This window comes from Steroidobacter gossypii, assembly GCF_016801985.1.
Taxonomy (GTDB): Bacteria; Pseudomonadota; Gammaproteobacteria; order Steroidobacterales; family Steroidobacteraceae; genus Steroidobacter; species Steroidobacter gossypii.
This window is the reverse complement of the sequence record NZ_JAEVLS010000002.1, coordinates 543,448-563,441: the sequence shown is the minus strand read 5'-3', so window position 1 is coordinate 563,441 and position 19,994 is coordinate 543,448. Positions and strand designations below refer to the sequence as shown.

The 19,994-nt window shown below is 63.1% G+C and carries 6 protein-coding genes; all 6 read right to left on the bottom strand.

The genetic code is table 11. From position 1 onward, the window contains the following. Nucleotides 1-75 precede the first annotated feature (75 nt). The 6 genes from JM946_RS09610 to JM946_RS29980 all read right to left on the bottom strand — a co-directional run bounded on the left by JM946_RS09610 (nucleotide 76) and on the right by JM946_RS29980 (nucleotide 19,884). Nucleotides 76-12,954 carry an autotransporter-associated beta strand repeat-containing protein gene (locus JM946_RS09610; RefSeq protein WP_203167075.1) on the bottom strand — a complete coding sequence of 4,293 codons (12,879 nt, stop codon included), beginning with the start codon at nucleotides 12,952-12,954 and terminating at the stop codon, nucleotides 76-78. Between the two features lie 315 nt (nucleotides 12,955-13,269). Next, a complete protein-coding gene (locus JM946_RS09605; protein WP_203167074.1) occupies nucleotides 13,270-13,530 on the bottom strand; it encodes a hypothetical protein in 261 nt (86 codons plus the stop codon). 53 nt (nucleotides 13,531-13,583) lie between these two features. Next, complete coding sequence (locus JM946_RS09600; protein ID WP_203167073.1) at nucleotides 13,584-16,076, bottom strand: beta-galactosidase; 2,493 nt, start codon at nucleotides 16,074-16,076, stop codon at nucleotides 13,584-13,586. Between the two features lie 70 nt (nucleotides 16,077-16,146). Continuing rightward, nucleotides 16,147-17,889 carry a right-handed parallel beta-helix repeat-containing protein gene (locus tag JM946_RS09595; RefSeq protein WP_203167072.1) on the bottom strand — a complete coding sequence of 581 codons (1,743 nt, stop codon included), beginning with the start codon at nucleotides 17,887-17,889 and terminating at the stop codon, nucleotides 16,147-16,149. Between the two features lie 72 nt (nucleotides 17,890-17,961). Beyond that, on the bottom strand, nucleotides 17,962-19,425 hold the full coding sequence (locus JM946_RS09590) for a glycosyl hydrolase 53 family protein (protein ID WP_218042732.1): 1,464 nt from the start codon (nucleotides 19,423-19,425) through the stop codon (nucleotides 17,962-17,964). Nucleotides 19,426-19,683: 258 nt separating this feature from the next. Further along, the gene (locus JM946_RS29980) at nucleotides 19,684-19,884 is read right to left on the bottom strand and encodes a hypothetical protein (protein ID WP_218042731.1); all 201 of its coding nucleotides are present in this window, start codon (nucleotides 19,882-19,884) and stop codon (nucleotides 19,684-19,686) included. Nucleotides 19,885-19,994: the final 110 nt, after the last annotated feature.

The following is a 19,994-nucleotide window of genomic DNA, read 5'->3' as shown; positions in this document are numbered from 1 at the left end:
AGCTTCTCCAGGCACGAACCCGCGGACGCGTGACTCGAGGAGTGGGTCCGCCGATCCGAAGAATTGGCTCCGGCCTCAGAACATCATGCGGAAGCCGAAGTTCGCGCGCAGGCCATCCCTTTCTCCCTCGGTTGCCTTCTGATATCGCATATCGAGATGCAGTTCGACACCCGAGAGCACGTTGCCCGTGAAGCCGACGCTGACGTCGCCTGTAGTATCAGGGATCTCGTCGTTGAGCGTGGTACCACCGATCGTCACGGCGCTCGCGCGGCGGAAGTCGTGTTGGACGCCCAGGCCGATGTAGGGCGAGGCATTGCTCATGCCGAGCCAATCGCTTGGAGCGCGCAGCAAGCGCAGATCCGCACGCGCACGAACACCGTCGTCGTCTGCTCCGTCGACGCCGGAGACACCATCATGGAACGCATCGAGCTCGAGTCGTTGATAGGCAACTTGCGCTCCCGGCTCCAGCAACCAGCCCGTGGCACCGAGCGCATACGTATCACCGATCTCGGCTGCAACCGTTCCGCCCCACCCGCTTTGATCTGCATCCGTGAGCGTTTGATCACGGTAACGATTCGTGTAGTGCAGCGCCTGCGCCGATAGATCGATATAGGCGCCGTTAGCAGCGTAGTGCGTCCAATACATGCCGACGCCCTTCGCATCCGTCTCCATGTCGCCCGCGAGTGTGGAGAGTCCGGCGATGGCGCGCGCTCTATCAAGCAGCGTAGCGCGGCTTTCGCCCACGCTCGCCATCAAGCCGAAATGTGTGCTCGCATCACCCGAACCACTCGCGTAGATGTCCGTGCCGAACTGCACCGTCGTCATCTGCAGGTCCTGTGCTTCGAAGCGAGTACCGCCCACGTCAAGCTCATCCGCGTATACGCGCATCCAGGCATCTGATGTTCGCTCGCGAGCCTGGCCTTCTATCATGCGCCCTTGATCGCCAACGCGCCCCCGCAGATTGCCGAGCGCGGTGAAACCGTACTCGAGATTCGCTTGATGTCCGAGCACGTAGCCAGGCACGCCCGCACGGAACGCGGGCGTCGGTGGCTCCTCCCCATCATCAGGCGGATTGCTGGGATCGATCAGCTCGGAGCGCAGATACCAGTCGTTCGCATCGGAGCTGCCGCCCTGGTAGAGCAGATACTCGTATGCGCCGGCTTGCACCGCCTGGCCGAGCTGGAAACTGTCGGCCGAGCTCGTGCCGTCCACCTGGATGACTTCGATGCCGTCGCCTTGCGTCATCGCGCCATCGCCGCTCCAGCGGTTGACGAGCACCGTGCTCGTGCCGCTCACGTTGCCCTGGATGACCAGTCGACCGGTGTCGGAAGTCTCGTTGCCGAGTACGGTGTTGACACGTACTGTGCCGCCGCCGCTGTAGTCGCCCGCGATCGTGAGCGTGCCGAACGGCAGGTTGGCGGTGCCCGGTGCGACAACGCCACCCGCAGGCGCGTTCACGGAGCCGACAGTGCCGATGCCGGAAAGTGTCGCGCCCGGGTTGATCGCGATCGCGCTCGGCAGCAAGCCGTTCACTTCCAGCGTACCCGCCGCAATCTGTGTGTTGCCGCTGAACGTGTGCGTACCGCTCATGATGAGCGTGCCGGTGTTCTCTTTGATCAGCGTGCCGTTGCCGGAAATCACTCCAGCGTAGGTGCCTTCGGCGGCCTGATCGAAGACCACCGTCGCCGCGTTCTCTATGTTGCCGCCGAAGTTCTCGCTGTCTCCGATCAGGGTACCTTCCGCCACCGTCCAATCGTTGCTGCCCGCGCCGGTCAGCCGCCACGCCCCCGTGCCTTCCTTTCGGAACTCATCGAAGTTCTGGAACACCGTGCCGATCAGGCCCAAATCGAAGCTGTCCTCACCGGTGCCGGCGAGCACGAAGCGATCGTTGCTGGCCGCGTTCGCATCGAACACGCCGGTGAATGTCACATCGGCGCCCGTGTTCACGGTGAGCACATCATCACCTTCGAGCAGATCGACCGCACCGCTACCAGCGAGCGTGCCGGAGAGCGTAAACGAGTCTGCATCGGCGGTGCCGTGATAAGTCCCGTCGATGGTCATCGTCGCGCCCGCATCGACTGTCGTCGTCTGCGGATCAACGAGTGCGCCGGCCGTGATCTCGAGCTCGCCTTCGCGCACGTGCACGGTGTCGAACATGGAGTCGGCGGGGCCGGCGATAGTAAACACGCCGACACCTTGCTTGATCAGCGTCTCAAAGCCGGTGGCGCCGCCAAGCGTCGCTTGGCTGGCAATGTCCGCGGTCAGCGTGTCAGTGCCGGCGCCGCCGTCGAGCGCCGTGGCGAGCCCGCTCAGGTCAGCGCCGTCACGCAAGGTGAGCTCATCGTCGCCGTCGAGCATGTCGATTGCGCCGAGACCAGCAACAATGCCTGCCACCGTGAAGGAGTCGCCGCCGGCGGTGAACAGGAAGTCGCCCGCGAGGTTCAATGTCGCGCCCTCGCTCACCGACCCGGTGCTCGCTCCGATCGTGGCGCCGGAGGCGACATCGAGCACGCCCTCTTCAACGAGCACCGTATCGAACGTGGCGCTCGAACCGACATTCAGGGTTCCGAGGCCGGCTTTCGTGAGGTTCTCGAAGCTGTTCACGCCGCCCAGCGTGGCGCTCGTTGCGATGTTTGCGATCAGTGTATCGTTGCCCGTGCCGCCATCGAGCGGACTGGCCAGACCGCTCAGGTCCGCGCCGTCCGTTAGCGTCAGCTGATCATCACCGTCGAGCATGTTGATCGAGGTTGCCCCTGTGATCGTGCCTGCAACAGCAAACGTGTCACCGCCGGCGGTGAAGTCAAATGCACCGTCGACGTTCAAGATTGCACCGGCGCCCACGGTAGCGCTTGTGATGCCCGTGATGCCCCCACCCGCTGCGATATCGAGCGTGCCGCCGAGCACGTCCACCTCGGCCAGATCCGAGGTGCCGGGGCCGCTGATGTTCAGCACGCCGGAGCCCGTCTTCGTCAGGCCCTCAAAGTTCGTGAGCGCACCAAGCGTGGCGGTGGTATCGATGTCGTAGACGCGAGTGTCGAGACCGTCGCCGCCGTCAACCGTGCCGGTAACCACCGTGCCATCGTGCACGACGAACGTGTCGTCACCCGCGCCGAGGAAGAACGTACCGCTGCCCGTATCGAATGTGCCGGCCACGTCGAGCACATCATTGCCGTCGCCGAGGTCGCCGGTTGCACGCAGTATGCTGCCCGCGTTCACGAACACTGAGTTGACCCCGTTCGCGCCGGTGATCGCAGTTTGCGTGCCGCCGGACGCCTGTACCGTGCCATCGATGTTCAGCGTGCCATCGTCCGCGAGTGTCATCGTGGCGGTCTCGAGCGTGCCGTCCACATCGAGCGTGCCGCTACCGATCGCCGTGCTGTCATACGCGTGTGCGCCCGCGAGAGTTGCCGTGCCGGTGTTCTGCTTCACCAGCTGCTCGAATCCGGCGACGTTTGCACCATCGAAGGTGAAGTCGGAGGCGTTGTCGAGCACCACGCGATCGCCGCCAACCGCATTCCCGCCGTTCACCGCTATATTCAAGACAGCGCCATCCTGCAGGGTCAGCACGTCATCGCCGTCGGCAAGGTCGATGCTGCCCGCCCCGCCGACCGTACCTGCAACAGTGAAGGTGTCGTCGCCGGCGCTGCCAGCGTACGTGCCGTCGACGTTCAACGTCGCGCCCGCGTCGACAGTCGTCGTCCGCACCCCTGTCACGCTCGCCGCCAATGCGATGTTCAGCGTGCCACCTTCGACCGCGACTTCAAGCAGATCCGTTGGGGCCGGGCCGTTGATGTTGAGCGTGCCGGAATTGCGCTTGGTCAGGCCCTCGAACTCCTGCAACGCACCGACGTTCGCGACCGTCGTGATGTCGTACACGCGCGTGTCGTTACCCGCGCCGCCCACGACCGTGCCATTGACTGTCGTGTTATCGCGAATGATGAACGTGTCATCGCCCGCGCCCAGGTTGAAAGCACCGCCGCCCGCATCCAGCGTGCCGCCGACATCGAGCACGTCGCTGCCGTCACCGAGATCGCCCGTCGCCGCCACCATTGCACCCGCCGACACCGTCACCGTGTTCACGCCCGTGCTGCCGGTGATCACTGCTTGCGCGCCACTGGCACCTTGCATCGTGCCGTCAACATTCAGGATCGTGTTGTCGGCGAGCGCGGCTGTATCGGTTGCAAGCATGTCGATGACATCGAGCGTGCCGCCAGCGACGGTTGTGCTGTCGTAAGTATGTGTGCCCGTCAGAATCGCCGTGCCGGTGTTTTGCTTTTCCAGATGCTCGAATCCGGCCACGTTCGCTGCGTCGAAGTCGAGTGCAGCGGCGTTGTCGAGCACGACGCGATCGCCGCCCACGTCGTTCCCCGCATCGATCACCATGCCGAGCGAAGCGCCATCCCGAATCGTCAGAAGGTCATCTCCGTCGCCTAGATGGGTAGTACCTGCGCCGGTGAGCGTGCCCGCCAGAGTGAAGGTGTCATTCCCCGCGCTCCCGGCGTAGCTGCCGTCGACGTTCAATGTCGCACCAGCGGCCACCGTCGTCGCGGAAACGTCTGTGACGTTTGCACCGACGGCAACATCAACCGAGCCACTCTGCACGTCCACTGTTCCGAACGAAGTGCCAGCGGGACCTGCAATTGCGAGCGTGCCAGCGCCTTGCTTTGTCAGCGTCTCGAAGCCGACCACGCCACCGAGCGTGGCTGACGTCGTGATATTCGCGGTGAGCGTGTCGTTGCCCGCGCCGCCATCGAGCGAGGTGGTGAGTCCACTTAGATCTGCACCGTCGAGGACGGTTAGCTGATCGTCACCATCGAGCATGCTGATGGTGCCAGCGCCCGTTACGGTACCCGCAACGGTAAGCACATCGGCGCCTGTGGTGAACCCGAAGCCGCCATCGACGTTCAAGGTTGCGCCGGCGCTCACGGTCGCAGTCTGCGTCTGGATGCTGCCGCCCACGTTGATGTCGAGCAGGCCCGCCTGCACCTGCACGTCCACGAAGTCGGACGCGCCGTTGATCTCGAGCGCGCCGAGGCCCGATTTGCCGAGGGACTCGAAACCGGTAGTGCTGCCGAGCGGCACGAGGCTGCCCGAATCCACGTTCACGTTCAGCAGGTCGTTGCCGTCGCCCGCGTCCAGCGTGCCGATGACTTGCGTCGTGTTGTGTACGACGAACGTGTCATCGCCTGCGCCCAGCGAAAACGTGCCGCCGCCCGTGTCGAGCGTGCCTGCCACGTCAAGCACGTCATTGCCATCGCCGAGATTGCCCGAAGCGAGCAGCGTGGCGCCGTCATTCACTATGACCGTGTCGACCCCGCTGCTGCCAGTGATGGCGGTCTGTGCGCCGCCAGTCGCCTGGACGGTGCCGTCGACGTTCAGCGTCGTACCGTGAGCCAGGCTGATAGCGTCAGTGTTGAGGGTCCCGTCGACATCGAGCATGCCGCCGGAGATCGTTGTGCTGTCGTATGTGTGCGTACCTGCCAGCGTCGCGGTGCCTGAGTTCTGTTTTTCCAGGGCTTCAAAGCCTGTGACATTCGTGCCATCGAACGTGAGCGCCGACGCATTGTCGAGCACCACGCGATCGCCGGTCGTGGCAGCACCCGCATCGATGTCGATGTTGACGGCCGCACCGTCTTGCAGCGTCAGCACATCATCGCCTGCGCCGAGATCCACGCTGCCACCGCCGCTCACGGTACCTGCCACCGTGAAGGTGTCGTTGCCCGCGCTACCGTTGTAGACGCCTTGTACGTCCAGTGTTGCGCCGTTTGCGACGGTGGTCGAAACGGCATCGATGATCGACGCTCCGGAGGCCACATTCAGCCTGCCAGCCAGCACCTCGACCTCGGCGAGACTCGATCCCAGCCCATTCAGGTTGATCGTGCCGGTGCCAGTCTTCGTCAGTCCCTCGAAGCCAAGCAGCGAACCTACGTCCGCGGTGCCGTTGATGTTGTACTCGCGCGTGTCGAGCCCCGCTCCGCCATCGATCGTTCCGACGACGTTCGTACCGTCATGGACGATGAAAGTGTCGTCCCCATCGCCGAGCGACAGCGTACCTGCGCCTGTATCGAGCGTGCCGATGACATCGAGCACATCGGCGCCCGCGCCCAGATCGCCCGTTGCCAGCAACGTCGCGCCATCGTTCACCACGACGGTATTGGCGCCGGTGCTGCCGGAGATTGTGGTCTGTGTCGCGCCGGCAGCTTGCACGGTGCCATCGACATTCAGCGTCGTGCCGTCGGCCAGGGCAACTGTCGCTGTGCTCAACGTGCCGTCGATGTCCAGCGTACCGCTGTCGATGGCCGTGCCAACAAACGTTTGTGCGCCCGTCATGGTGGCGATGCCGGTGTTTTGCTTGATGAGCTGCTCGAAGCCGGTCGTGGCACCACCGCCGAACGTGAGCGCCGATGCGTTGTTGAGGACCAGCCGATCGTTGGTGCCGGCCGCCGCATCCACGCCGGCGCCAGCGATCGATGCACCGTCGTTCAACGTCAAGGTGTCATCGCCGGCGCCCAGGCTCAGTGAGCCGGCGCCCGTGCTCAGTGCGCCGCTCAACGTCACGATGTCGGTGCCGTCGCCGAGATCGCCTGTGGCGCGCAAGTTTGCGCCACTGTTGACGAGCAGCGTGTTCGCGCCTGCACTGCCGGTGATCGTGGTCTGCGTGGCGCCGGCCGCTTGCACAGTGCCGTCGACGTTGAGCGTCGTGGCATCGGCCATGGCGAGCGTCGCCGTGCTCAGCGTGCCGTCAATGTCGAGAACGCCGGCGTCGACTGCGGTAGCGGCAAACGTCTGCGTCCCCGTCATTGTGGCAGTGCCAACGTTCTGCTTGCGGAGCTGTTCGAAGCCGGACGTCATCGCACCGTTGAACGTCAATGCCCCCGCGTTGTCGAGGACGAGCACGTCGCTCGTGATCGCCGCGCCGCCATCGATGCCAGTGCCGCTGATGGTCGCGCCGTCTCTCAACGTGACCGTATCGTTTCCTGCGCCCAGGCTGAGTGGACCCGCGCCCGTATCGAGCGCACCAGCGATGGTCACGACGTCGCTGCCGTCGCCCAGATTGCCGTTCGCGCTCAAAGTCGCACCCGCGTTCACGAGCACGGTGTTCACACCCGCGCTGCCGGTGAGTGCGGCCGTCGCAGTCAGCGTGCCATCGACATTCAAGGTGGTGTTATCGCCAAGTGTGACCGCGCCGGTGTTGATCGTGCCGTCCACGTCGAGCGTGCCGGCTGTGACATTCGTGCCGAGGCTGTAGGTCTGTGTGCCCGTTAGCGTCAGCACGCCGGTGTTCTGCTTCGTGAGTTGCTCGAAGCCGCTGAAACCGGTGCCGTCGAAAGTGCGGTCGGCGACGTTGTTTACTTGGAGCGTATCGCCGCTGACGGCGCTGCCCGCATCGACGGTGCCAGTGATGGTCGCGCCGTCATTCAACGTGAATGTGTCGTCGCCCGCGCCGAGGCTCAGCGTCGAGCCGCCCGTATCGAGCGTGCCGACTACGTTGACATGATCGCTGCCGTCGCCGAGATCGCCGGCGGCGGTAAGCGTGCCGCCTGCATTGACGTTGACGATGTTGGACGAAGCGTCGCCAATGATCGTGGCAGCGACGCCGTTGCCGTGCACCGCGCCGTTGACGGTGAGCGTCGTCGCTTCGTCGTCGTCGAAAGTGATCGTGTCGGTCGTCAGGTCGCCGTCGATCTGCAGCGTGCCCTCGCTGATCCTCGTGGTGCCGGCGCTGTTGGTCGCCGTCAGCACCGTCGTACCCTCGCCCATTTGCTCGATGATGCCCGGGCCGCTGATCTGGCCGGCAAAGTTGAACGTATCGCTGCGGTTGAAGCCGAGCGTGCCGGTGTCGAACGCGAGGATCACCTGGCCGGTGCCGACATTGCCCGACATGCCGCCGTTGCCGATGATGAGCTTGCCATCGTTGATGACCGTGTTGCCGGTATAGGTATTGTTGGCGGTCAGAATCCAGGTGCCGGCGTCATTCTTGGCGAGGCTGGTCTGGGCGGAAGCGCTCTGATCGCGGATCGTCACGCCCATGATGTTGTCGCCGGTATAGGTGCCGCCGAGCGTGAACGTACGCGCGCCGGTGCCTGAGAAGCCCATCAAGCCGCCGCTGTTGGTGAAGTTGATCGCGCCGGTGCCGGATGACTCGATCAAGGTCGTGCCGGTACTGAGCGTGAACAGCCGGTTGGTGCTGTCGCCGCTGCCCACATAGCGCAGTCGCGCATTGGTGCCGATCCCCAGCCTGTTGGCGTCCGCAGTCGAGGCGCCGATGCTGCTTGCCTGCCCTCCGTCGGCCAGCTTCACCACCTCGAGCACACCGTCGCTGATCGAGGTGGCGCCGGTGTAGTCGCTGCTGGTGTTCGTCAGCCGCCAGGTACCGGCCTGCTCCTTGACCAGGGACGTAGCGGAAGCACCGTTGTCGCCGAGCTCGGCGGCCATGATGTTCGTGGCGGTGTTCGCGCCGCCGAGACGCAGCTGGCGAGTGCCTGTGCCCGAATAGGTTACCGGCGCGGTGTTGGTGAACGCGAGCGCGCCGGTGCCATCGTTGCGGACATAGTTCACGGCTGCTCCCAGCGTGAAGCGCCGGTTGGTGCTGTCACCGGAACCGGTGTAACGCAATCCAGCGTTGCCAGGACCGCCGATGACGAGATTGCTCGCGTCCGCGCTGGACGAGCCGATGGAGCTGTTCACACCGCCATCCCTCAGACAGTCGGCGTAGATCCAGCCGCCCTGGATGATGGTCGCGCCGCTGTAACTGTTGCCGCAGCCACCCAGTCCCTGTTCACCGCCGGTCTTTATCAGATCACCGGTGCCCTGAATGCTCCCGAAGAACCACTGCCCCGAGCCAGCGGTGAGTGTCAGATTCCCCGAACCCAGCAGCAGGGTGCCGGCACTCACGTCGGCGGCGTCATCCAGTGCGCCAACCGTGTTGGAATGGTTTGCCAGATCCACGGTGGCACCGCCATGAATCGTCAGCAGACCGGCTCCCAAGGCTTGCGTCGAGCCGGCGATCAGAGTGCCGCCTCTGACCAGTGTGGCGCCGAAAGTGTTGGTGCCAGAAAGTCTCAGCGTGCCGGCACCGTCTTTCACCAGGCCGCCGCCCGAAGCGTTGGTGATATTCCCGGTGAACTCGAGCGTGCTAGCGGCGTTCGTCACGTCGATACCACCCCAACCGTCGGCGAGATGGAAACCGCGATCGGTGATGACACTGCCACCGGTATATCTCAGAGTGCCGTTGTTCGCGAGGACCAGATTGCTGGCGGCCGCGCCGGATGCGCCGATGCCGCTGTCCACGTTGCCGTTGCGGATGCAATCGACGCTCAGCGTCCCGGAGCTGACTATCGTTGCGCCCGTATAGTCATGGTTGCAACCGTTGAGCGTCTGCACGGCACCGCCCGTAACGGCGAGCTCGCCAGCTCCCGTGATCGTGCCGGTGAACTCGGCGGTCCTGGTGTAGAGGGTGAGCCTCGTCCCAGACGCGCCGAGGTCGACGGTGCCGCTGCCGAGCAGCCCGCCCACTATGTTGCTGAACGTCGCAAGCTCCAGCCGCGCTCCTGACGCGACGGTCATGAGGCCGATATCCCGGCCGAAGGCGGTTCCGGAGCCGGCGCGCAGCGTGCCGGCTCTCACAGTGTTGCTGTTCTGGGTGTTGTTTCCGGCAAGCACCAGCGTGCCGGCACCTTCTTTGACAAAGTTGTTGGCGCCCACCGCGTTTCCGCTCAGCGTCAGCGTGGTATCGGAAGAGGTCACGCTGATTGTTGCGCCTGAGGTGCCGGTGCCGAGCGTGAAGCCACGGTCGCTTTCATCGGTGACGCCGTCATACTGCAGGCGCGCACCGTTGCCGATCACCAGATTGGACGAAGAGTTGCTCGAGGCTCCGATGCTGCTCACCTCGCCACCGTTGGCGAGCGTGGTTACGGCCAGCGTGCCTCCTCTGATAGTGGTAGCACCGGTGTAGCTGTTGTTGCCGTTGCTGAGTGTCAGCGTGCCAGCGCCCGACTTGGCAAGGCCGGCGCCGTCGGAGCTGACGACCTCGCCACCGAAAGTGAGGTTGGTTCCAGATTGCGTAACCTCGATCGTGCCATCGCTAACGGCGCCCGAGCGCATCAGCGTGAAGCCGCGATCCGTCGCGACGCTGCCGCCGGTATAGCTGAGCGTGCCGCCTTCGAGCACCAGATTGGATGAATGCGCCGAGGAGTCGCCGATGCTGCTTGCCACACCACCATTGGCGAGCGTTCCGACGGAGAGCTTGCCTCGTGTGATCCAGGTCGCTCCGCTGTACGTGTTGGCTGCGTTGCCGAGCACCACGCTGCCCGTGCCTGTGCCACCGATGGTGAGACCCGTCGCGCCGCCATTGTCGACGATGGTGGAGTTGATAGTGAAAGTGCCGGCGCTGTTCTGCTGGATGCCGAGCACGCCGCCTGCAGCACCCCTCACGGAGCCGCCTGAGATCGTCTGGCTAGTCGAGCCGACATCGTCGGCGATGATGATGGTGCCGTCGACGCCGAGCGTCTGGCCGGCCGCAACGTCGACCTGCGAATTGCGCTGAGCCGTATAGCGGAGCCCGCCGAGCTGCACGATGTTGTCACCGCCGGAGTCGCTCACAGTGCCTGTGAACGGCGAGTCCGTCGTGCCTCCCGTATCCGTGACGACGTCGTTATCGCCCCAGGTGCCGGCATCGTCCTCGAGATCGTAGTCAGTGAAGGCGATGATGTTGTTGTTCTCGTCCAAGTCGGCGTAGTCGGAGCCGTTCACCGTCGCCCAGCCGCCGAGCGTGGTGTCCGGCGCCACGCTCATCGTGACCCCGCTGCCGATGCCGAAGTCGATCTGGCCGCCGCTGCGCGAGACGTCTCCAAAATTGATCGTCATGCCCCCACTACCGGCCGTCGCCGTGATCCTGTTGCTGCCGGCTGTGATATTCAGGCCGTCGAACGTTTGGCTGTTCGCCTCGCTCGCCGCGCCGATGATCTGCACCGTGCCACCGGTCATGTTGAGGGTGGACGAGCTCGAAATGATGTTTTCCGTCGGCGCGCCGGCAACGCCGAAATTCAGCGCGAGCGTGCCACCGCCGACAATGGTGTCGCCGCTATAGGTGTTGGCGCCGGTCAGTGTCAGCGTTCCGTCGCCCAGTTTGCTGAAGCTGCCGGGACCGGTGATGGCGCCGCCATAGATCGGGCTTTCGCCCGTGGCGACGTCAACTGTCAGGTCGCCCGTGCCGAGTGCAACGGTGCCGCCCGTGCCGGAAAGGGTCCGCATCGTCACGTCGAAATTGTTGAGATCGAGAGTGCCGCCGTTGACGACATAAGAGGTCGAGGCGCCGAACGCACCGGCGGTGCCCGCGCGCAGCGTGCCGCTGTTCACCGTCGTCGCGCCAGAATAAGTGTTGGCGCCCGTCAGTTCCCACACGCCGTTGCCGGCGCTTGCGATGCCGCCCGCACCCGAGATGACACCGGAGGCAGTGTTGGTTCCGTTATGGGTGCCGCCGAGCGTCAGCGTCCCGGTGAGTGAGACGTCGCCGGTCATGCTGAGTGCACCGTCGCCGTCGTTGACGATCGACGCGGTGCCGCTGCTCGTCACGGGCCGGTCGGTGCTGTTACCCGTGCCCGTATAGCGCAGGGTGGTACCGGTTATCGTGACCAGCGATCCTTGTCCGAGTGAGCTGGCGAGCCCGGCGTTCGCGAGAACCGAAGCGTTGATGACGCCACCACCACTCAAGGTGACATTACCGGTGAACGTGTTGGCTTCGCCGAGCGTGACGCTGCGGCCCGAGCCGGCCATGAAGGTAACCCCGGGAGCGCCGCCGCTGAGTACGCCGAGCAGTTCGAAATCCGCGCTCGCGGCCTCGAACCGGGTGCTTTGCGCCAGGTTGAAAGCGCCGCTGAGGGACAGCGTTCCCGTCCCCTCATTGAGGAAACGGCGCAGCCCTCCGCCCTCCATCACCCAATCCCGGTTCGAAACGTCGCCATCGCCGATATAGCGTATGAGATCCTGACCATCTCCTCTGGTGAACGTGATGGTTCCGCCAGCGCCCAGCGAACTCGCCTCGCCGACGTTGCGCACCGAAGTGAAATAGATGCTCCCGGTGTTCCCGTACCACCCGCTGAGCGTGACCGTTCCGGTGAAATCGTTGTTGTCGTTGCTGAGCGTCGTGCCGAAGAAGGCGTTGAGGTTGCCCGAACCTGTGAGCAGCGCCGATCCTGCGCCGGCGCCGTTCAACGTGAGCGTTGTGCCTGCGCCAATCGTCACAGTTCGGGTCGTCGAGCCCGAATCGATGGTCAGCCCTGCGTCGGCCGTGGTCGTGATCGTGTTGCCGATCGCGCCGAGCGCAGCATCGTTGCTAGCGCGTAGTGTACCGCCACTCAGCGTGATGCCGCCGCTGAACGTATTCGGTCCGTTCAGGAATAACGTGCCCGCTCCTGTCTTGGTGAGCCCCGCCGAGCCGGCGACTACAGCGCTGATAGTGGAGGTGGTACTGGCGCTGCCATTGACCGTGATGGTCGGCGTCGTGCCGGCAAGCGTCAGAATGTTGCCGCCCGTTCCCGAGATCGTATAACCGGTGGTGTCGAAGGTCAGTGCGTTGACGGTGATCGGCGCGCCGAGGGTTATCTCACCAGCCGTGCCGCTGAAGATTGCGTGATCGAGCGCCGCATTGTTCCACGCTTGGTTGTAGGGGCCGAGCGTATCGCTGGCGTTCGGGCTCCAGTATAGATTGCTCAGATCCCAGAGGCCCGATCCGCCGCTGCCGGGCGCCGTTTGATTGACGTCCCAGTATCTATCCACGGCCCATGACGTCGAGGCAAGGAGCGCCGCGAAGCCGCCGACGAACAGCTTGCTAACGATTGGAGCCGCAACATCCACGCGCGAGCGGCTGCGCTTGCCATGCGACTTGGTCAGCTCCGAAGCAACCACCCACGCGCGCTGCGCCTCGGACCAGATGACACGATAGATGCGATTCATGCGGATTCTCGACTGGCGTTCTTGACCACTCCATTGCGAACGGCGAGGCGCTCCGATTGAATCATCGGCAAAGCCGCCAAAGGCCGCTGTGGCCGATGTGACGCGGCGAACCTGTGTTAGCCGCGCAGGCGCGCGCGCCGGCAATGAGAGTTGATCGAATGTGCCCGGAAATCGATGCTAGTGAGCTGTAATGAACTCAAGTGCGCAGTATGTCGCACTACGGCAGCGCGCTGACTCTGGAGGGAGGTCAGTTGCATTCAAATTGCATGGAGCCGAACCGGATTCTCACCAGATTGAATATATCTTGAAGGTCGCTCACCACGACCTCTGGGGACCGGGCCACTCAGGTGCGCGGCGCAAACGCTCGACGTGCTGGATGTAATCAGCGCCCATGATGATGTTGAACGACAGCGTGCTCCCGATCTGGATGGTGAGCGCGCTGCTGCCCGCCGCGGCGCCGCTCTCGAAGAACGGCCGGAAGTCCCATCGGGCAGGCGGAGATCCCCCCTTGGCTCGCGCGGCAGACGCAGCGCTCTTTGCCTTCATGGTTTGTTTGATCAGGTCGACGGCCGACATGATCGATGCCTCCATTCGCGAGCGAGCCAGCTTCGAAGTGCGCGCCACACCGGTCAGTGCGCGCCAGGCACATCCAATCGCAACTCGTATTCAGGCACCACTCGCGCACGGACCACTTCCGCAAGTTGACCGTCTAAGGCGGAGGACGAGCGCGCGCGATGCTCGATATAGATCGGAGCATCGTCCCGCAGCGGCAACACGGTGAGCGTCAACGGCTTGCGAATTTCCTCGTGGAATCGTTTCAGGCCGACGCGCCATGTGATGCCATTGTAGTAGTTGTCGTCGATCAACGTGGTGCCGGCGAACAGCCGCCCGACGTCGCCTTGATAGTCGATATCCAGATAGGCATCGCTCACGGCCTCAAGGGCGTTCGGCGCGACGGTGACGGTCCAGGCCGCCGAACGGCCGAACTGCTCGGGAGCTGGCTGAAGCGCAGCGTTGGCAGTACCTCCCACCATGATCTTGGGTGCTGCATCGGCGGCACGGATTTTCTGGACCGTCACTGCGACTTGCCTCGCCGCGGTGCGCGCCTCGAATGTCTGAAACAATCCATCGTTGCGTTCCCTGCGCAACGCCAGATTGCCGCTGGGCAACGGGTCCAGCGCCGGAAGCACTCCGATTCGGAATGTCGGCTCCTCCAGATTGCGCACGATCAGCCCCGAGTCGGAGCTCAGTAGCTGTCCCGAGGTGAGAATGCCCCGCCGACGGCCTCCCAGGTCAGTCACCCAGAATTGGCGTGATTGTTCCTCGCTCAACACCATGATCCGGATGGTGTTCCCCGCGGCGTCCACCACGCGCAGCGCCTCAGCGGTGCTCGGCTTGATCCCAGCAGCGACAACGACTCCCTTGTTCGCCAGGGCTGTCCGCTTTGCCGATCCACCGCTGACCTTGCGCACGGTCGCCTGGTCGAAAGCGAACTCTACTGGGATGCCCGGCTGCGCGAAGAAGACGTACAGCGGCGTCCCCTGATCGTCCAGACGAGTGACCGGCTGAGCAGTGGCATAGCGCAAGTTAACGCCAGAGAGCGACAGGTTGATGGGCCAAATGAAATAGGCGCCGGAAGGAATGTCGATCGGCTGCTGTGGAAACACCAGCTCGCCGCTCGGCAGCTTGACGGAGAATTGCACGTCTTCGCGAGCTGGCATCGGATATTGCCGAACGTAGTTGCTCGCGAACAAGAAGCCACGGTCGCCTTGGCCACGCACGGAGAAGCGCAGCGTGCCGAGATCCGATGGCGATGCCGGCAGTCTGGCTGGGGCATGCACATGCATGGGAGCGAGCGACGACCCGAATGCGTCCAGGAAATGATGCACACGGCGAATTCGCCCCAGCGACTCGTGCTGCGTACCGTATTGGCCAATGGGGGCCTGGAAATCGTAGCTGATGATCGGCGTGTCGTTGTAACCACCGATCAGCGTGCTTTCTTCCAGCGTCGTATGGCCCTGCGGGTTACTTCCGCCGTGAAACATATAATAGCCATAGAGATTCACGCCGGAACCCAACTGCACGGGCAACATCGCGCCGATGTCATCCGCGGTGATGTGGGGGCGGCGCCGATACATCGCTGGAACGCCGCCACCGAACTCCGCCCCGAGAAACGGAGTCTTATCCGCATCGAGTACCCAGCTGCCCTGCCCGGCCGCCGCCGTCAAGGTGCCCACGTTGCCGGCAACTCTGCTGTCGAAGCGAAAAGCGTACACTTCCTTCGGCGGCAACATGCTTGCACTGCGATCCCAGGGATCGTCGGGATAGCCGGCAAAGACCGGCAGCACTTCGCCCACCGGATAGAGCGCGCCATCCCATCCCGTCACATTGTAGTAAGGCACGTCGAAGCCGATCTCCAAAGCCAGTTTTTTCAGGGTCGAAATGTGCTCGGGGCCCCGTCCCTCGCCCGCCAGGTTGTACTCGTTCTCCAGTTGCACACCAATGATCGGTCCGCCGTCTTTCCACAAACGGCCTTGCAGTTGGTGGCCGACTTGCCTCCAGAAGCGCTCGGTGTATTGCAGATAAGCGGAGTCGTTGCGCCTCGTGGGCATCATCGTCACCACCCAGTCGGGGGTCCCGCCATATCGCGCTTCGCCGTGAGCCCACGGCCCAAGCCTCACGACTACATAGAGATCGAGCCTGCCGCAAAGATCGACGAACGCGCGCAAATCCCGGTCGTCGTTCCAATTGAATTCGCCGGCGCGCTCTTCATGATGGTTCCAGAAAACATACGAGGCCACGATCTGAACGCCGGCTGCCTTGATCTTCCGCAATTCCTCCTCCCAATACGCCCGTGGATAGCGCGTGTAGTGGAATTCGCCCATGACAGGAAACCAGGGTTTTCCGTTGCGAGTGAGATATCGGCTGTTGACTTCGAGCGTTTCGCCGCGAGGTGAGACTGCCGTCCCCATCTTCAGGTGGCCGGTTTGCACGGCTGGCCCGGGCCGACTGGCGTCGACCTCCAGCAGCGACGCCGCCTGCACCGGGCCAGCAAGCGAAATGCACAGGATCGCTGCGCAGCCGAGCATCAGGCGCGGTGAGATCCATCTGACGTTGAACATTAGCCCCCCGAACGATCACACCAGGATGCGCCGGGGTGGTTAGAACCCCGGACCGTTTGCTCTCAGCAGCTCATCGTTCGTACGCACCCAAATCGGGAGCGGCGCCCGAGTATGGGAGCCCCACGTTCGTGCCTCGATCGATCATCCGGCTGCCGGCTCGCAGCTTCAGGAAGTTCAGATTGGGCAGGCTGCCGTCGGTATTGCGCGGCCCCATGAAGCCCGAATCGGAGAGACTCTCGAAATCGCTGCTCGCAGGCGCTAGTCCGAGGTCCCAGGTGTTGAAGGAAGATTGCACTCCCTGCATGTTCCTGTTGCTGTTCGGATAGCCGATGTTGTTCCTCATGCGGTGGACTTTGTCGCCCGTCAGAATCACGCCGTCGGTCCGATTGCCGTTGGCATCCCAACTGCTGGCGAGCAGGTCGTACTGAACACCGTTGTTATAGGACGTGTTGTTGAACCAATCGTTGCCGCCCGCGGAATGATTGGCATAAAAGCCCTGGCTGCGGTTCCCCCACGCCAGATTGTTGCGAACCACGTGACGAATGCCTGTCTTGCTGCTGCCGATCTTGAAGCCGGCGCCGTTGCCGTCCTGCGCACGCGCGGTACCAGAGTTGATGTAACCGCTGCCCATGGCCCAGCTGTTCTCCACGATGACCGGCACTTCCTGTGAAATGAAATCCCAGCCATCATCCGAATTCCACCAGGCGCGGCAACCACGGAAAACAGTGACATCTCCCGCCGTCTGGTAGTGCACGCCAAATCCATCGCCGTTCTGGCCATCTCCCTGGTGAGAACGCGGATCGTAGTTGTCATGTGAATCGGAATTGAGGATCAGGTGTCCGCCGCGGGTGGTATGAATGAACATGCCGGTACCCTGGATATGATGGATGTCCAGCAACTCGAAGATGTTGCGATAAGCGTCGCCGCCCACTCTCACGCCCGTGTTCGAACGCGTGTTCATCGGGACATTGCGGATCTCGAAGCCCTTCAGATGCAGGTATGAGCCGCTGACGAGGACGCCGAAGGTGTACTCGGGATCCGGCTGGATGCGAAGATTCGAAAAATCCAGCACCGGACGCTCGCCCGGGTAGGCGAAATATCGGATCCGGTTGCCATCCGAGCTGCCGCTCTTCCAGAAATTGATGCCGGCCGAGGGTATCGCCGGATTGGTGATGTTGTAGACGCCACCGCGAACATACACCAGGTCGCCCGGTTGAGCGACGTCGATGGCTTTCTGCAAAGATGCAAATGGCCTGTCGATGGTGCCGGGGTTCGAGTTGCTGCCGCCGGGCGCCACGTAATAGTCGCCGTCGGTGCCGGCAGTACCACAATCGGCCGCCTGCGGGGCGCTGGCGCCCGTGATAGCCAACCAGTCGATATTCGCCAGCCCTGCACTGGTCGTCGCCTCCAGGCGGATGCTGTTTCGCCCCGCGCTCAGGCTGAGCATCGTATTCACGGTCGTCCAACTGTTCCACGCGCCCGTCGACGGAAATCCCACCGTGGTCACATTCGCGCCGTTGATCTTCAAGGTGCCGGGTCGATCACTCGCACCGTTGGCAAAGCGCCATTCCAATTGATAGACGCCGCTGGCCGGCGCATTGATACTCCAATCGACACCCGCGCCGCTAGCATTATTGGCGTTGGCAAACCCGGCGCCGGTGAACCCGCCGTGGTTGCTGTCGACGCTCCCTTCCACACGGCAAAAGCCCAGCGTGTTCTCCTGAATCGTCACGTACTGAGCTCGAGCGCTGAACGAAATGCCGAGTAGCAGGACTGCGGCAAACGTCGCACCCATCGTTTTGAATGGCTTCATGGGACCTCCTTGCCTGGCCAAGAAAGTGAAGGTCGAGCCCGCGTGTGCGGGCTCGACTGCGTCAGGCGCTGGTTATTGACACGTAGTGCCTGCAAGTTGCGATGCAGGTTTGGAAGGCACGGGCAGGCCGGCTTCCCGAGCAATGCGTGCGTACTGGTCCATGTCCGCGTTCGTGGAGTACACGTTGTTGCTGAAGTTGAACGGCTTGGTGTCGCCCCACGCCGTCGGCTCCCAGATGAATGTGCCCCAACCCATGTTGTTCGGCATGTTCCGGATGGTGCTGTTGACCAGATCCCGACGAACGTTGGTGTATTCGCAACTCATCACGGGTTTACGCCAGTTCGTGATGACGGAGGTGAACATATCCCGCCAGTCCGCGCCGTTGTTGGTGGTTCCATAGGTCGAGCCGCAGACGACGTCCGCGTCGATTGGCGGGTTGCTGGCAAACATCCTGTTCAGCCAGTTGGGAAAATCACCGTCGGGGCGCGGCCGACCATGATGCACCACCGTGATGATGTTGGGGTCGGTGTCCCGCACCGCTCTGAGACAGGAGTTCATCACACCGGAGAATCCCGCCCAGTTGTTATAAGAATAGCCCGAGATGTGAGTGTTGTTCTCGTTGCCGCATTGGACCATGTCCGGCTTCACACCCGCCGCCACCATCTGGTCGAGCACGCCCTTGCTGTAATTGTATGAGGCGGTGCGTATCTGCGAATCGCTCATCCCCTGCCACTGAGACGGCCGATACTGGTGACCGATGGATGCCCAGGTATCGCTCAGGTGAAAACTGAGGAAGACACCCATGCCGCAGGTCTTCACTCGCCTGGCCAGGCTGATCGTATGGGCGGTGTCGTTCCAGTTCTCAGTGGGGCCCGCACCGGAATAGAGATTGTCCAGGTAACCGCCAGGGCATTGCGGACAGACGAAGGTGCGGATCCGAATGTAGTTGAAGCCGTGGTCGACCAGGATCCGCTCGATGGACTTGAACTGCCCGTTGTCGCTGTAGCGCCGGCCGATGGACTCCTGCTCGTGAGTCCAGCTGATATCGGCGCCCAAGATGTAGCTGGGCCTGAAAACTCCTCCGCTGCCACAGGAATCGGCCTGCACCGTACCGCCTCCGGTAACAGTCAGCGAGTCGACATTCGCCAAGCCGGCGCTGGTGGTTGCCTCCAGTCGGATCCTGTTCCCACCCGCGTTGAGGTTGACCGTCGTATTGACGACCGTCCAGCTGTTCCACGCACCTGTCGATGGAAATCCCACCGTAGTTGCATTGACGCCGTTGATTCTCACGCTGCCCGGCCGGTCGCTTGCGCTGTTGGCATAGCGCCATTGCAACTGATAGACGCCGCTCGCTGACACGTTGACGCTCCAGTCGACGCCCGCGCCGACGGCATTATCGGCGTTGGCGAACCCGCTGCCGGTGAAGCCGCTGTGATTGCTGTCGACCGAGCCCTGCACGCTGCAGAAGCCCGCAGTGTTTTCCTGAATCGTCACGGCTTGCGCGCTCGCCACTGTACCCCAGAGTGCCGCGCTCACGGCGACAAGGGTGGACAAGAGAGCCACGTGCCGCCTTCGATGGATGAGATGTTTCCTGATTTGTTCCATGACTACGTTCCCTCGGTGATGGATTGTCCGCATGAATGCACGCGATCGCATTCGATCGCCGCCGGTATCTCGACGAAGCGCACTGCAACCTGGCGGGTCGTGCGCCAAGTCGCCTGGTGCGCGTCATTGATTTTCGAGTGCGTTCGTTTCACCTCCCTCCGAGCTTGCCATTCCGCTCGATGAAGTGAGTCACCATTCGAATTCGTTCAACGGTCCACTCGCGGCCACTTCGCGCCGCGTGTGCAGGTAATTCAGATGGATCGCGCTGCTTGCCGTGAAAGGAAAAGGCGGTGCCGCGGTTCTCGAAGTCAGTGATATCGGATAGTCGGCCGCGGCATTCGCCGCGCCCTCCAGCGATTGACGCGAGACCATCCGTGAATACTGGCGCATACGGTTCCCCCCGATGCTTTCGAGCCGTCGATCGCGCGCCCGGCTCGCCGATATGAGACACACCGTAGCGGATCTCGATAAGTAATACAATTGTCGCACCAGCCATAGCG